A 13,849-nucleotide genomic window follows, 5' to 3' on the forward strand; every position below is an offset into this window, starting at 1 on the left:
CCTCCGGGTGATCAGGGCCGTAAACGACCTCGACAATCGCCAACGCCCGCTGCAACAGCGGAAGAGCCTCACCAGCCCGACCCAGGGTCCACAACGCCCCTGCCAGGTTGTTCAGCCGGGTGGCGACGACCGGATGATCGGGGCCGTAAACGACCTCGTCGATCGCCAACGCCCGCTGCAACAGCGGAAGAGCCTCACCAGCCCGACCCAGGGTCCGCAACGCCAGCCCCAGGTTATTCAGGTCGGTAGCGACCTCGGGGTGATCGGGGCCGTAGACAGCCTCGTCGATCGCCAACGCCCGCTGCAACAGCGGAAGAGCCTCACCAGCCCGACCCAGGTCCCCCAACGCCAACCCCAGGTTATTCAGGTCGGTAGCGACCTCGGGGTGATCAGGGCCGTAAACGACCTCGACGATCGCCAACGCCCGGTGGAACAGCGTCAGTGCCGCAGCCGGCTGGGCGTGTTCCTGCAGGTAGGTCGCGGTCCGGTCACACAGCCAGGACAGGCCGTCGATCGCGGCATAATCCGCGCCGGTATGCCCCAGCACGGCGATGACATGTGGGAGATAGACCCGCCACACCGGCCAGGCCTCCGGGTTCCGCATGATGTCTTCGGGCAGGATGCCGCGCAGCAGCCGCACCAGAGTCCCGGCCCGCGCCGTGCGCACCGTGGGGCTCATGGCCCGGCGGGTCGCCGCCTGCACCAGCCGGTGCACCTCCACCATGTCCTGATCACGACGGGCCAGGCTGTACCCGACCAGCGCGCCGACCGTCGCCGACCAGCGCGCCCGGTTACCGGCCGCGTCCTTCAGCGGTCCGTCGTCGAACCTGACCGGATCCGCGAACAGACCGAGGGGGATCTTCTCCGGGTCGCACAACGCCCACAACTCCAACAGCTCCACCGCAGCCGGACAGTCACCGCGCAGCCACTGGAGCGACAGCTCCCACAGCACCGCGACCGTCATCCCCGGCCGATCGGTCACCTCCCCCTCATCCAACATGTCGCCGAGCTGATCGGCGAGCAGGTCGGCGTACTCCGCCGGTGGGGTACCGGTCTGATCGAGATAACCAGCGGCCTGCTCGACCGCCAATGGTAGATCCCCCAACAGGGCGCAGATCCGATCCGCGACCATCGGCTCCAACGCCGGGAACCGGCCGGTCAGCATGGCCATCGCCTCCGCCCGCGGCAGCACCGGCACCACGACGGTCGCCCCCAGCGCGGTCAAACCCCGCCGCCGGGAGGTCACCAGCAGCCGGCCCTCACCCGGTGACGGACGCACACCCTTGATTGTTGTGATCGCGTCGGGGTCGTCGGCGTTGTCGAACACCAGCAACGACCGAGGCAGACGTGCCCAGGCCGCCACCACCACCGCCGGCTCCGCCTCAGCGGATAACCCCACCACCGGGGCCAACCCGGCCAGAAAGCCGCCGATCAACTCCGGCTGCTCCGCCGGCACCCAGCCCACCCGGTCAAACAACTCCGCATACCGGTGGATGTACTCCACCACCAGCGCGGTCTTCCCAACCCCACCCATCCCCGCCACCGCGGTCACCGCGACCGACCCCGCCGCCGCCAGCCGAGCATGCAGCTGATCGAGCAACGCGTCGCGGCCGACGAAATGCGCTAACCGGGCCGGCACGGTCCCCATCATGGGGAGATCCGGCGGGAATACCGGAGCCACTCCCACCCCCGCTCTCACCCCCGCACCAACACCCGATCCGGCAACAGGTCGAGCACCCGGAAAAACCGGCTCCACATCCGGCGGGCCAGGTGGAAAGCGCGCGGCTTGCACGACCCGGTCCCGGGCCGTCTCCTGCTCCACCCCGAACAGGTCCACCGCCGCGATCGGCCCCAACAGCCCCGGAGGGTCGCAGTCCTCCACCCGGAACACCACCAGCTTCCGCCTCCGACCGAGGGGATCATTCCGCCAGGCCGCCTGCCACTCCGCGGACGCGAACCTCGACGCCAGATAGTCCGTGGACAGCACCACGGCCATCCGTTTGGACGAGAGCGCACGGTGCATCTCATCGACGAAATTCGACCCCGGACCGAAGTCCCATGCCTGAATCACCACCCGGTACCCGGTGGCATTCAACGTCCAGGCAATCCACTCTGCCCAGGCGCTGTCCTTCCCCGTATACGACACGAAGAAATCCGGGCCGGTAACCTCACTGCCCCCCACGGTCACCCACCCAGCATGCCACCGCCACCCAACACGGCAGAAACCAGCCGATCAGCCACCATCGGCCGCGCTGCCCTTCGGTTCGCCACCGAGGCAGTCCTTGAGCGCCAGCTCCCGCTCGTCATCCCAGCCTGGCTAGCCACGTCCAGCGGTGATCGTTGTTCGATTTTTTCGATTTGGGTTATGCTGGCGGGCGTGACGGACACGATGACGACGGCACAGGCGGGTGTGGCGTTCCCACCGCACGACCTGGGCGCGCTGCTCGACCTGGCCCGCTTCCTGGACCTGCACACCGAGCCCGCACTGCTGCTCGGCCCGGACGGTGCGCAGGTACCGCTGCCGGAGGAGGTCTACCGGCTGCTGGCCGAGGTCGTGAACTCGATGCGCCAGGGAAAGATCATCATGCTGGTACCGCACACCCAGCGGCTTACCACCCAGGAAGCGGCCGACTTCCTCGGGATCAGTCGCCCGACCCTCGTCCGGCTCCTTGAGAAGGGCCAGATCCCCTTTGACCAGCCCGGCCGCCACCGCCGTGTTCTGTTCACCGACCTGCTGACCTACCAGGAGCGGCGCCGCGCCGAACGCCGAGCCGCACTGGACCAGATGACCGAGGACGCCAGCGAGGCGGGCCTCTACGACGCCAGGCCCGAGGACTACACGGCCGCCCTCAAGGCGGCCAGGCGGCGACCCGCCGGCACGACAACACCCTGATGCCCCCGTACACAGTCGTACTGGATGCCTGCGTCCTCGTGCCGATCTCGCTCGCCGACACGCTCCTGCGCGCCGCGGAGAAGGGCCTCTACCGGCTGCTGTGGTCCGAGCGCATCCTCGCCGAGGCCCAGCAGGCCACCGAGGAGATCCATCCGGGGGTCGACGTCGCGAAGCGCTTCGCCCACATGCGAGGCGCCTTCGACGATGCCCTCGTCGAAGGCTGGGAAGACCTCGAGGCCGGGATCACGCTGCCCGACTCCGACGACCGCCACGTCGTCGCGACCACCATCCGTGGCGGCGCGCACGCCATCGTCACCGCGAACCTCGTCGACTTCCCCACGTCGGCCATCGGCCCGCTCGGCCTGCGGGCGATCCACCCGGACGACTTCCTGCTCGACCAACTCGACCTCAGCCCACCCACCATGCTGCGCGTCATCCAGGAACAGGCCGCCCACACCCGGCGGCCGCCCCTCACCCAGCAGGACCTCACCGCCGTCCTCGGACGAGCGGGCGCCCCCGCTTCGCCGACGAGATCCTCCGCCTCACGGCCACACCCCTCGGCGACAGCCCCTGACAATCCTGATGCAGCCTGACCGCCGCATGTCCTGTTGGGGGAGCCGGTCCCAGCCAAATGCCTGGGGCTGTCGGAAGATCTTCCGATAACTACCAACGGGGCCTTCACCTGCGGAAACGGCCCGCTGGCGCTGGGTGTTACACCGTTGCTCGGGCACTCCCCGCCGAGGCGCCCATCGCTGTCCACCCCGCCCGCTGAGGGATCATGCTGGGCCGACTGTAACGGCAACCGACCAGAACGGGCCGACTACTTTGGCAATGGGCCTACATGCATGTCACAGGACAACTGGGCATCGTCCCTGGCCAGGGGCCGGGTAGCGACCGGCCGGACAGTAATTTCAGGGCCAGCCACCAAGATCGATCGGTTCAGATGCCAGTACACAGGGACCACTGCATTATTGATCTTTCCTTCGACCTGGGCGAACGCGACTTACGATCTATCGCTTTGAGATCCGGCCCTGTGGAATGGTGCTGGTCAGGACCTCGACAGCTGGTTCGAGCCCTGCCTGGACGACCACGTTGCCGCCTATACGAGCGGCTACGCCGCGGCGCGGCTTGCCTCGTCGGCGAGTGAGACCGCGAGGAGGCGGGTCAGGGCGGGCGTGTCCTGGGTGTCAAGCATGGTGATGTACCCGGGTCGCTGGGTGACCTGGAGCATGGCGGGAAACCCGAACCTGCGGATGGTTTGGTAGGCGATGATCGCGCGGCCGGTGCGGCCGTTGCCGTCGGAGAATGGGTGGATGCGTTCGAAGGCGACGTGTCCGCCGGCTATCGCCTCCAGCAGGGCCTCGTTGTCGAGGTTGGCAGTTTGCCACTCAGCCTGGTCGGCCCACTGGAGCATGAGTTCTGGGACGCGTGCGGGTGGTGCGGGCTGCCAGGAGGCACCGGTGACGATGTTGCTGGAGGTCTTGTACTGGCCGCGGTCGTGGGCCAGGTGGTCCATCAGCGCAGCGTGCAGGTCCCGGACCAGGTCGGTGGTCAGGGGTTCGTCGTCGGCGACGGCCTGTAGGATGCGGGCGAGCGCTTCGTAGTGGTTGGCGACCTCGTACAACTCGCGCACCGGCGTGCCGGCCACGGGCACCCGTTCGTCGACCAGCAGGGTGATTGTGTCGGCCAGGGTGAGGGTGTTGCCCTCAAGCGCCGCGGAGTGGTGCGCCAAGCGCACCAGCACGTCCTCGGCGTAGTCCGGCGACAGGACGTCGACGCGGGCGACCTCGGCGAGGAACTCCTGTCGGGTCCAGGTCACGGCCGGGTCCGCGCCGCATTGATCAGGGCGATCAGGTCGGGCAGGGGGGTGTCCTCGTACCGGCTCACGGCGCGGGCCTCAAGCACCCCGGCATGGATGGTCACCTCGACCGTATCTCCGGGGCCGACGCCCAGAGCACGCAGTTCGGCTGGGCTGATCGTGATGCCCGCCGAATTCCCGATCGTGACGACTTTCTTTCGCATACGAACAGGGTATGTCGCAGTACGAACCCGCTGCGCTGGCGGCCGTCGCCCGGCGCGTCGCCGCCGCCCTGCCGGCGCACGCACGAGCCCAGCGACTGGACGAAGGCGCGCATGGGCGAACGATCTTGCCGCTCTCGGCGGGATCGTCGACCTCCATGGCACCGTCCCCATCGAGGTGGCCAGCCCTCGGCTACCGGCTCTCTCCGCGCCGGGCTTCCTTCTTGTAGTCCTTGACAAGTTCATCGATCTCGGTCTCGTCGAGCGCCAGCATTTCGTCGAGTCGCGCCGCCGCAGACCTCAGCGCGGCGATCTCAGCCGTGAGGTCGGTCCTTGTCGGGATGAAGAACCCCACCGTCCGGCCATGTCGCGTTACCGCGATCGGGTGGTCGGCGGCGATGTAGTCCGCGAGTCCGGCGCGGAACTCACGGATCCCCACCTTCGTCGTGACCATGCGACCCTCCTTGTGTATCTGCGTGTACACAACAGTACGCCGCCTGCCCGGTCTTCGCCATGTCCACGGATGCCGATGGCCCGGGCGTAGCCTGGCGTTCTCAACGCTTGACGATCAGCCGGCTGTCGCAGCCGATCGCGCGTTGGCTGCCGCTGCCCCGATGATGCGGGTCAAAGGGCGGCCGGAGATGCCGTGACAGATCGTGCCGAGCTTGCCACCGACTAACGACACGCATCATGGGAGAAACTGATGTCTGAGGCAGGCTCCGAGCGCTGCCGTCCCCATACCCCGGGAGGGTAATTCGTGTCTTTGTCGTCGTCCGTTGGGCGCTGGTGGCTCGATGTCCCATATGCCGAGAAGGACCTGGCGAAAGCCGTAGGAGCGCGTTGGGACGCGCGAGCGCGACGCTGGTACGCCCCTCAGCCGGATATTCCGGAACTAACCCGGTGGGCAGCAAAACCAGACCTTCCGGTCCTCTTGCCGGGCGAGGACCGGTCGTTCGGCGACGGCTTATTCGTCGATCTGGTGCCGTCGTCATGCTGGTTCACCAACGCACGGACGTGTGTGACCGGCGTCGACTGGGAACGGCTGCGGCGGATGGTGCTCTCCCGCGCAGGCCAGAGGTGTGAGGCATGCGGCCGCGGCCCAGACCGGGACACCGGCCGTTGGCTGGAGGTCCACGAACGCTGGGCCTACGACAATCGCGCCTGCGTCCAGCGCCTGCGCCGGCTGGTATGTCTGTGTACCGACTGCCACACCGCGACCCACTTCGGCCTCGCAATGATGCGCGGCCGGGACAGCGAGGCGCTGGATCACCTATGTCAGGTCACCGGGCTCACCGAGGCGCAGGCGCACGAGCACGTGGATGCCGCCTTCGAACTCTGGACCCAACGGTCCACCACGACCTGGGCTCTTGACCTCAGCATTCTGGCCGCGGCTGGGATCACTGTCGCGCCGCCACCGCCGCCGTCCGAACGGTCCAAGTCCAGGCCCTGAATTGCCACAAGTGATCAACGTGCACCCGCGGAAGCTTCGCCCCGTCTTGTACCGTTTCCGCACGGGTAAGGATCGCGGCACTCCAGGTGATAGCGATGATCTCCTGGTCGGCGGCATACAGCAGGTAGTCGCGCAGGACACGGGAGTAGAGCACGTTCGCGTCGGCGAGAACGATCCGGATCAGGTCGGTCTCGTCGGTGGCGGCGCTCATTCGGTTAGGGCCTGTCTGATGGATATTGGCCGAGGTCGTTCTGCACGGCTGCCAGGTCGGCGAGTGCCTCGCGCCGCCGCGGACGCTCGGTCTCCAGGAACGCCCGGATCGACGAGACGCGCACGCGGTGGTGCGTGCCGACCTTGCGGTACTCCAGCAGGCCGCGGTCCATGAGCTTGCGGACCTGGGGACGTGACATCCCCAGCAGCACCGCAGCCTCGGTGGGAGCCACCTCGGCGGTGCGGGAGGCCACGACTACACCCCGTCCTCCTCACGGGCCCAAGCCAACAACTCAGCCGCCGGCTGTACCCGCTGACCGGCTCGAACCGGCTTGGTCCGGACGGGACCAGCAACGCCGGCAGTCGGCCCGACGGTCTCGCGCTTGGCCGCATCCGCCATCACGACGAGCGCCGTGCGGTCCTGCCTGTTGCCGGAGACAAGGCCGGCCAGTGGTCAGCCTGGTACGAAAGAGAGATTCCGCTCGCCGAAGCCCGCTACGCCCTCGACCTCAAGGAACGTGACGCGTGAGCCCCGCCCACGGATACGATAGAGACGGCTTCCTCGCCGAGTTCTTCCCCGACGAACACAACCGCCGCGAGGTCGAGGCAGGGGCGGGACGGCTCGTGGCGGAGAACCGCGCACATCGGCTCGCCGAGATGCGTCGACGCTTGGGCCTCAACCGCATGCACGTCCGACAGGAACGTGTCTCCTCGCGTCGCACGGTGGTCAGCGCGCCCACGGACGGCCAGCGTGTCACCATCGTGGGCGTCAGGCCTGCGCCGGAGACCCTCGAGGACGCCGTCTCGTGTCAGTCCTCGCGGGACAAGCGGCGCAGGCGTTCCTCGGAGGCCATCCTGCCCAGTGGAGGTAGAGCCATCAGCGGCACCATCGCCGGTGACAGGCTGCTCGATCTGCTCGAGTCCGGCTGGCGGCGAGAGCTCCGGGCCGGTGCCCTCGCCGGACGGCTTGAGGCAGAGCCTGGGCTCGCGCAGGCGGTGGCTACGGCGCTGGGAGCGCAGTCCCGGGCGCTGGGGGCCGGCGGGGTGGCGCGGAGGTGGCCCGCCTGCGTCGTCGTCGGGATCGCCCGCGCCGCGTCCGGGGCCGGCACGACGGCGTTCTGGCCGGCCTGGCACCGGGCCGCGGGGCTGCGGTCAAGTGCGCGGTCCGCCCGTGAGTGGGGTGACGCCTTCCTCGCGGCGCTCGGGGTGCTGGGGCTGCCTGGCGCGCCCGCTGTCGAGGTGGCCGTGCTCGCCCACGTGACCGCGCCGGAGGACCACGCCGGTTCCGCGGACGGCCTCTCCGACGGGGTGAGCCAGGCGCGTCTTGACCCGTTCGGCGGCGGGGTCCTCATGACGGACGGCGTCTCGGGACAGGCCCGCGCGGCGCTGCCGGAGGAGATCACCGCCGAGGGCGCCACGTTGCTGGCCTTCGACGACAACGGGGCACTCGTGGACGGGGCGCTGCCCGCCGACGCCGTCTGGCTGCTCTGCCCGGCAGGCGCTGAGCTGCGCTCCGACGCGCCGGTCCGGACCCTCGTGACAAGCACGCTCCCGCTGGCCTGGCGTGGCTGGCGCCTCATCCAGGTGGACCTGCGGGGGGCTTGTTGGATCGCCCTCGATGACGATGCCGACGCCGACGCCAGCCGGCGCCTCGTGCGCGGCCGGACCAGGCCGGTGCTGCGCACGGGTCCGCCGATCCCCGGCGTCACGACCGTCGCCGGCAGGCCTGTCCTCGCCTCGCCTCCCGAGGTCCTGCTCCCGCCCGGTCAGGCCACCTTCCAGATCGAGGCGCGGCGGACGGGCTCCGGGGCCGCCCTCGCGAGTGTCACGACGACCGGTGACACGTGGCAACCGGACGTCCTGTGGCGCGGTATGCGGCGGCCGTTGCTCGGCGAGCTCGTGATCTCTGTGGTCCCCGGGCTGCGCCGCACTGTGGTGCTCGCGGAGGGCTTGGGCGTCACCGCATACCCGGCCCCTCGGCTTACCAGCGCCCGGGGGCTTCAGCCCGCGGAGGCGGTGCTCTCGGCCCCGCCGGGCATGACGGTCTCCCCGGCCGCGGCCGCTTACCAGGAGGAGACGGTGACGCGGGAGGTCACCTGCGTCGCTGGCGCGGTGGTCCAGCGCCTGGCCGTGACCCCGCCGCACCTGCGGCTGCGGATCGATCCCGAGCCGGGCAGCGGCGCCGAGGCGACCGGGTGGCACCACGCGGGCCCGCTGCGCCTCACCCACGACGATCTGTGGCGTGGGGGCCTGCTGCGCATCGACCTGCCGGGCGCCGCCACGCCACCGGCGATCACGCTCATGGCGGGCGGAGAACCCATCCAGGTCCTGGGGGCGCTGCGCGACGGCCGCTACCCGCTGCGCCGTATCCTGGACACGGCGGTCGTCCACGGCGACACCGAGCTCACCATCACCGTCGGCGAGGGAACCGTCGTGACATTCGCCACCGTGACCGGCGCCGGCCCGGCCAATGATCCGTGGACGGTCACACCGGCCTGACATCGCAGCCCCTCGCGCGGGCCACCCACGAGGGCCCCCGAACAGCGAGAAACCCTGACACGAGATCCTGCAGTGATGGACGTGATCGCCACCGCCGAGCACCTCAGCCTGACGTACCGCCGCTACCTGCGGTCGCTGCTGCCGGTGCGCGACCCGGAGCTCGCGCGGGCGCTGCGGGACGCGATCGACGCCAGCCCGCTGCTGACCAAGGGGCCGGTGCTCGAAGCGACACCGCCGTACGCGGCGGGCGCCAGCCTGCGGCGGCTGATCGTCGACGGTGTCCTGCCCAGCGGGTTCGCCCGGCTCGGCGGGCCCGCGCTGCCGCTGGACCGGCCGCTGTACGCGCACCAGGAAACGGCGATCCGCAAAGCCGCCGCGGGCCGCAACCTCGTCGTCGCGACCGGGACCGGGTCGGGCAAGACGGAGAGCTTCCTGCTGCCGGTCCTCTCCGAGCTCGTCCGGCAGCGGGACGCCGGGACGCTGGGTCCAGGGGTCCGGGCGCTGCTGCTGTACCCGATGAACGCCCTGGCCAACGACCAGGTGCGCCGGCTGCGGCAGGTGCTCGCGGGCGCACCCGAGATCACCTTCGGCCGGTACACCGGGGAGACACCGGAGCGGCCCGCCGAGGGCGCATCCCTGTTCGAGGCCCTGAACCCGGGCGAGGCCAGGCTCCCGAACGAGCTGCTCTCCCGAACCGAGATGCGCGACAGCCCGCCGCACCTGCTGCTGACCAACTACGCGATGTTGGAGTACCTGCTGCTGCGCCCCGCGGACATGGACCTGTTCGAGGGGCCGCACGGCGGGCACTGGCGCTTCGTCGTGCTGGACGAGGCGCACGTCTACGACGGGGCGAAGGCCGAGGAAGTCGGCATGCTGTTACGCCGGCTCAAACAGAAGGTCTTCTCCCAGAAAAAGGACTCCGCCCGCTCACTGCAGGCCATCGCGACGTCCGCCACCGTCGGCAACAGCCCGGCGGCCGTCATGGAGTTCGCCGCGAAGCTGTTCGACGCCCCGTTCGAGTGGAGTCCCGGCAACCCGACCCGCCAGGACCTCGTCCAGGCCACCCGGGTGGCGGTGCCGGACGGCCCGGTCCAGGACGCCCCCGGCCTCGAGCCGGCCGACGCCGCCGGCCTCGGCCGGGTCCGCGCGCTGCTCGCCGGCGGGCCGCGCCTGTTCACCGACCTGGCCGAGGCCGCGGGGATCTCCGGGGCCCGGCTGGCGGAACTGGTCGCGCTCGGCACGGCGGCCCGGGACGCCTCGGGCGCGCCGATGCTGTCCGCGCGCTACCACCTGTTCGCCCGCGCCACCGAGGGCGCGTTCACCTGCCTCGCGGGTGACGCCGGGAGCGCGAGCGGGCCGCACGTGGCACTGGCCCGGCGCGAGGTCTGCCCCGACTGCTCGGCCGCGGTGTTCGAGTTCGGGTGCTGCAAGCGGTGCGGCGCCGTGCACCTCACCGGCGTCATCCACAAGGAGAGATCCGGGGAGTACTTCACCTCCCGGGTCGCGCGTGGCGACCGACGCGCATGGCTCGTCCTCGGCGACCCGCCGCGGCCACGGGACGCGGCGCAGCCCGAGGACGCGGCGCAGGGGGTCGACGAGGACGACGCCGCGTTCGAGGAGACCGCCGAGCAGGACGCCAAGGACGCGAAGAGCGCTCTGCTGTGCGGCAGGTGCGGCGCGCTGCACGCGCCCACCGCGACAGGCGCCGTCGCCCCGTGCGGATGTTCCGCCGCGTACCTGCGTACGGTGCGCCGGCTGCCTGGCCGGTCCGGGACGCCGCGTGGCTGCCTGTCGTGCGGCGCGCGCGGCACTGGCATGATCCGGCTGTTCGAGAGCGGCAACGAGGCATCCGCCGCCGTCCTCGCGACAGCTCTCTACCAGGCGCTGCCCGCTGATGACGAGTTCGCCGGGCGCCCGGGAGGCGGCCGCAAGCTGCTGGCGTTCAGCGACAGCAGGCAGGCGGCCGCGTTCTTCGCGCCGTATCTCGAATCCAGCCACGCGCTGGTACAGCAGCGCCGCCTGATCCTCGACGGGCTGGCCCGGGCTACCGCGTCCGACCCCTCGTGCTCAGTGGACGACCTGATCGAGGCGGTGGCCGCCGAGGCCGGCGCCGCCGGGGTGTTCGGGCGCCGCGAGTCCCGGCAGGCACGTCGGCGGGAGACCGCCCGCTGGGTGGCGCGCGAGCTGATCGCCCTCGACGAGCGGCAGTCGCTGGAAGGTCTCGGCCTGCTGCGTGTCGCCTTGGACGTCGACCCGGCGTGGCGGGCGCCGGCCCCGCTGCTCGCGCTCGGCCTCACCGCCGACGAGTGCTGGCTGCTGCTCGGCGAGCTCGCGCGGACGCTGCGGCTGCAGGGCGCGCTGTCGATGCCGGCGGAGGTCGACCCAGCGGACGAGATGTTCGACCCGCGCCGGGGACCGATCTACGTCCGCGTCGACGGTGCCGAGGCGAAGCTCAAGGTGCTCAGCTGGCTGCCGACCCGCGGTGTCAACAAGCGCCTCGACTACCTTCGCCGCGTGCTCGGCGCGGGCGGCGCCGACCCGCGGGAGACGTTGGCCGGCTGCTGGCGGGCGCTGACCGCCGTCCGGGACGGGTGGCTCGCCGGAGCGGCGCTGCCGAAGATCGGCCAGGTCTACCGGGTCGACCACACCTGGCTGACGCTCGCGCCGGGCGGGGCAGGGGGCCTGTACCAGTGCGACGTGTGCCGTCGGCGGGTCTGTGTGTCCGTGCGCGGCGTCTGCCCGACACTGCGCTGCGCCGGCCGGCTGGCGCCGGTGACCGCCGCCACCGACAATGACGACGAGCACTACCGGGCGCTCTACCAGCGCACCGCGCCGGTCTCCCTGACCGCCCGCGAGCACACCGCCCAGTGGACCGGGCTGGAGGCGGCCGACATCCAGCAGCGTTTCCTGGCCGGGGAGGTGAACGTGCTGTCCTGCTCCACGACCTTTGAGCTCGGCGTGGACGTGGGCGCGCTGAACGCCGTGCTGCTGCGCAACATGCCGCCCACCACGGCGAGCTACATCCAGCGGGCCGGGCGGGCGGGCCGCCGCGCGGGCTCGCCGGCCCTCGTGCTGACCTACGCGCAGCGCCGCTCCCACGACCTGTCCCGCTACGCCGCGCCCGAGACGATGCTGACCGGCCAGGTCCGCGCCCCCTACGTGCCGCTCGGCAACCCGAGGATCGACCGGCGCCACGCGCACTCGGTGGCGCTCGCGGCGTTCTTCCGCGACGCGAAGGAGAACACCGGCCAGGAATGGAAGACCGCGGGTGCCTTCTTCCTCGGCGAGCGGGGCGGGGCGCCCGGCCGGCCGGGCCCGCTCGCCGCTCCGTCACAGCTGGTCCGCGGCTTCCTGACGCCGGTACCGGACGATGTCGACGCCGCGCTGCGGGCGGTCCTGCCCAAATCCGTCCAGGAACAGATCGGCCTCGGCTCCGGCGCCTGGGTGGACGAGCTTGACGCGCTGCTGGCTGCGGTCCGCGCCGAGCTCGCCCAGGACGTCGCCCTGTTCGAGGAGCGGCGCCAGGAGGCGTTCGAGTCCCGGCGCAGCGACATGGCCGCCCGGTTCGAGCGGTCCATCAACACGATCACCCGGCGGTCGCTGATCGGGTTCCTCGCCAACCGCAACATCCTGCCCAAGTACGGGTTCCCGGTCGACACCGTCGAGCTGCGTACGGCGCACTGCGACTCCCAGGTGGGGGCGCGCCTCGAGCTGACCCGCGACCTGGCGATGGCGATCCACGAGTACGCGCCCGGCTCCGAACTGGTCGCCGGCGGTGTGCTGTGGCGCAGCGCCGGGATCTACCGGCTGCCCGGCCGGGAGCTCATCACCCGCTCCTACACGGTCTGCCGCGGCTGCCAGCACTACCGCGAGGGCGGCGACGACCTCGAACCGGCGTGCACCGCCTGCGGGCGGCCGGCCGACGGGCCGGTGCGGGAATACTGCGTGCCCGAGTTCGGCTTCGTGGCCGACCCACGCACCGCGAGGCCAGGCACCGCCCCGCCGCTGCGCGTCTGGAACGGCGGCGTCCACGTGGTGTCCCTCGGCGCGGAGCTCAGCGAGAGCCGCTGGCGGTCGGCGGACGGCGCGATGGCCTGGTGCCACAGCGGCACCCGGGGCCGGCTCGTGTCGCTGTCCGAAGGGCCGGGCGGCGCGGGCTTCCTGCTCTGCGACTGGTGCGGCTGGGGCGGCGCCAACCACGGCCGCGCGCCCAAGTCGCACCTCAACCCGCTGCGCGGCAAGCCGTGCACAGGCCTGCTGCGCTGGCGGTCGCTGGCGCACACCTACGAGACCGACATTCTGCGCGTCCAGGTCGACGCGCCCGGTCTGGGCGCTACCGGCTCCGGCACCGACGAGCGGGCGCGCTGGCACTCGCTGCTCTACGCGCTGCTGGAAGGCTGCGCCGAGGGCCTGGAGATCAGCCGGGGCGACATCGACGGCGTCGTGCACGCAGGTGCCGACCAGCGCAGTGGTCTGGTGCTGTTCGACACCGTCCCCGGCGGGGCGGGCAGCGCGGCGCGTATCGCCGGGTCGCTGGATATCGTCGTCGACTCCGCGCTGCGGCGGGTAAGCGCGTGCGACTGCGGCCTCGAAACATCCTGTTACGGCTGCCTACGGACCGCCGGCAACGAGCGCTACCATGAGGATTTGTCGCGCGGCGTAGCCCTGACCATTCTCCGGTCGTTGTCCGGACTGCGCGTCGACGATGACCGAGATGACTGAGCAGCATACCGAGCACCGTCTGTGAGCCATTCCGACCGCGTATTTGCTGGGATACC

11 protein-coding genes and 2 pseudogenes are annotated in these 13,849 nt (G+C 70.9%); 7 read left to right on the forward strand and 6 right to left on the reverse strand.

Features of this window, described 5'->3' with window-relative positions:
• A partial coding sequence (locus MJ797_RS27185) for a tetratricopeptide repeat protein (RefSeq protein ID WP_305039723.1) occupies positions 1 to 2,188 on the reverse strand: 2,188 nt, incomplete at its 3' end.
• 189 nt (positions 2,189 to 2,377) lie between these two features.
• Here MJ797_RS27185 and MJ797_RS15810 point away from each other — a divergent pair.
• Both MJ797_RS15810 and MJ797_RS15815 read left to right on the forward strand, forming a co-directional pair.
• Positions 2,378 to 2,893: a helix-turn-helix domain-containing protein gene (locus MJ797_RS15810; RefSeq protein ID WP_239335575.1), complete on the forward strand. Its 516-nt coding sequence runs from the start codon at positions 2,378 to 2,380 to the stop codon at positions 2,891 to 2,893.
• Positions 2,893 to 3,486 (forward strand): PIN domain-containing protein, encoded by a 594-nt coding sequence (locus tag MJ797_RS15815; RefSeq protein WP_239335577.1) that lies wholly within the window; start codon positions 2,893 to 2,895, stop codon positions 3,484 to 3,486. The genes MJ797_RS15810 and MJ797_RS15815 overlap by 1 nt, the downstream gene beginning before the upstream one ends.
• 518 nt (positions 3,487 to 4,004) lie before the next feature.
• Here MJ797_RS15815 and MJ797_RS15820 read toward each other — a convergent pair.
• The 3 genes from MJ797_RS15820 to MJ797_RS15830 form a co-directional block, all read right to left on the reverse strand.
• On the reverse strand, positions 4,005 to 4,712 hold the full coding sequence (locus MJ797_RS15820) for a Fic family protein (RefSeq protein WP_239335579.1): 708 nt from the start codon (positions 4,710 to 4,712) through the stop codon (positions 4,005 to 4,007).
• Positions 4,709 to 4,915 (reverse strand): MazF family transcriptional regulator, encoded by a 207-nt coding sequence (locus tag MJ797_RS15825; protein WP_239335581.1) that lies wholly within the window; start codon positions 4,913 to 4,915, stop codon positions 4,709 to 4,711. The genes MJ797_RS15820 and MJ797_RS15825 overlap by 4 nt, the downstream gene beginning before the upstream one ends.
• Before the next feature lie 190 nt (positions 4,916 to 5,105).
• Complete coding sequence (locus MJ797_RS15830) at positions 5,106 to 5,366, reverse strand: hypothetical protein (protein ID WP_239335583.1); 261 nt, start codon at positions 5,364 to 5,366, stop codon at positions 5,106 to 5,108.
• Positions 5,367 to 5,669: 303 nt separating this feature from the next.
• Here MJ797_RS15830 and MJ797_RS15835 point away from each other — a divergent pair.
• Positions 5,670 to 5,804: pseudogene (locus MJ797_RS15835) on the forward strand (DUF5710 domain-containing protein); the annotation flags it as partial.
• A 126-nt stretch (positions 5,805 to 5,930) separates the two neighbouring features.
• Positions 5,931 to 6,362 carry an HNH endonuclease gene (locus MJ797_RS15840; RefSeq protein ID WP_239335621.1) on the forward strand — a complete coding sequence of 144 codons (432 nt, stop codon included), beginning with the start codon at positions 5,931 to 5,933 and terminating at the stop codon, positions 6,360 to 6,362.
• Here MJ797_RS15840 and MJ797_RS15845 read toward each other — a convergent pair.
• Both MJ797_RS15845 and MJ797_RS15850 read right to left on the reverse strand, forming a co-directional pair.
• Positions 6,310 to 6,573, reverse strand: coding sequence for a hypothetical protein (locus tag MJ797_RS15845; RefSeq protein ID WP_239335585.1), 264 nt, complete (start codon positions 6,571 to 6,573; stop codon positions 6,310 to 6,312). The two genes, MJ797_RS15840 and MJ797_RS15845, sit on opposite strands and share 53 nt — an antisense overlap.
• Before the next feature lie 4 nt (positions 6,574 to 6,577).
• Positions 6,578 to 6,826: a helix-turn-helix domain-containing protein gene (locus MJ797_RS15850; protein WP_239310330.1), complete on the reverse strand. Its 249-nt coding sequence runs from the start codon at positions 6,824 to 6,826 to the stop codon at positions 6,578 to 6,580.
• Between the two features lie 152 nt (positions 6,827 to 6,978).
• Here MJ797_RS15850 and MJ797_RS27530 point away from each other — a divergent pair.
• The 3 genes and pseudogenes from MJ797_RS27530 to MJ797_RS15860 all read left to right on the forward strand — a co-directional run.
• Positions 6,979 to 7,101 (forward strand): annotated as a pseudogene (locus MJ797_RS27530) (addiction module toxin RelE); the annotation flags it as partial.
• Complete coding sequence (locus MJ797_RS15855; protein ID WP_239335586.1) at positions 7,098 to 9,071, forward strand: hypothetical protein; 1,974 nt, start codon at positions 7,098 to 7,100, stop codon at positions 9,069 to 9,071. The pseudogene MJ797_RS27530 and the gene MJ797_RS15855, both read left to right, overlap by 4 nt.
• Before the next feature lie 75 nt (positions 9,072 to 9,146).
• Positions 9,147 to 13,793 carry a DEAD/DEAH box helicase gene (locus tag MJ797_RS15860; protein WP_239335587.1) on the forward strand — a complete coding sequence of 1,549 codons (4,647 nt, stop codon included), beginning with the start codon at positions 9,147 to 9,149 and terminating at the stop codon, positions 13,791 to 13,793.
• Positions 13,794 to 13,849 lie beyond the last annotated feature (56 nt).

The organism is Protofrankia sp. CiP3 (assembly GCF_917627345.1).
In the GTDB taxonomy this organism is placed as follows: domain Bacteria; phylum Actinomycetota; class Actinomycetes; order Frankiales; family Frankiaceae; genus Protofrankia.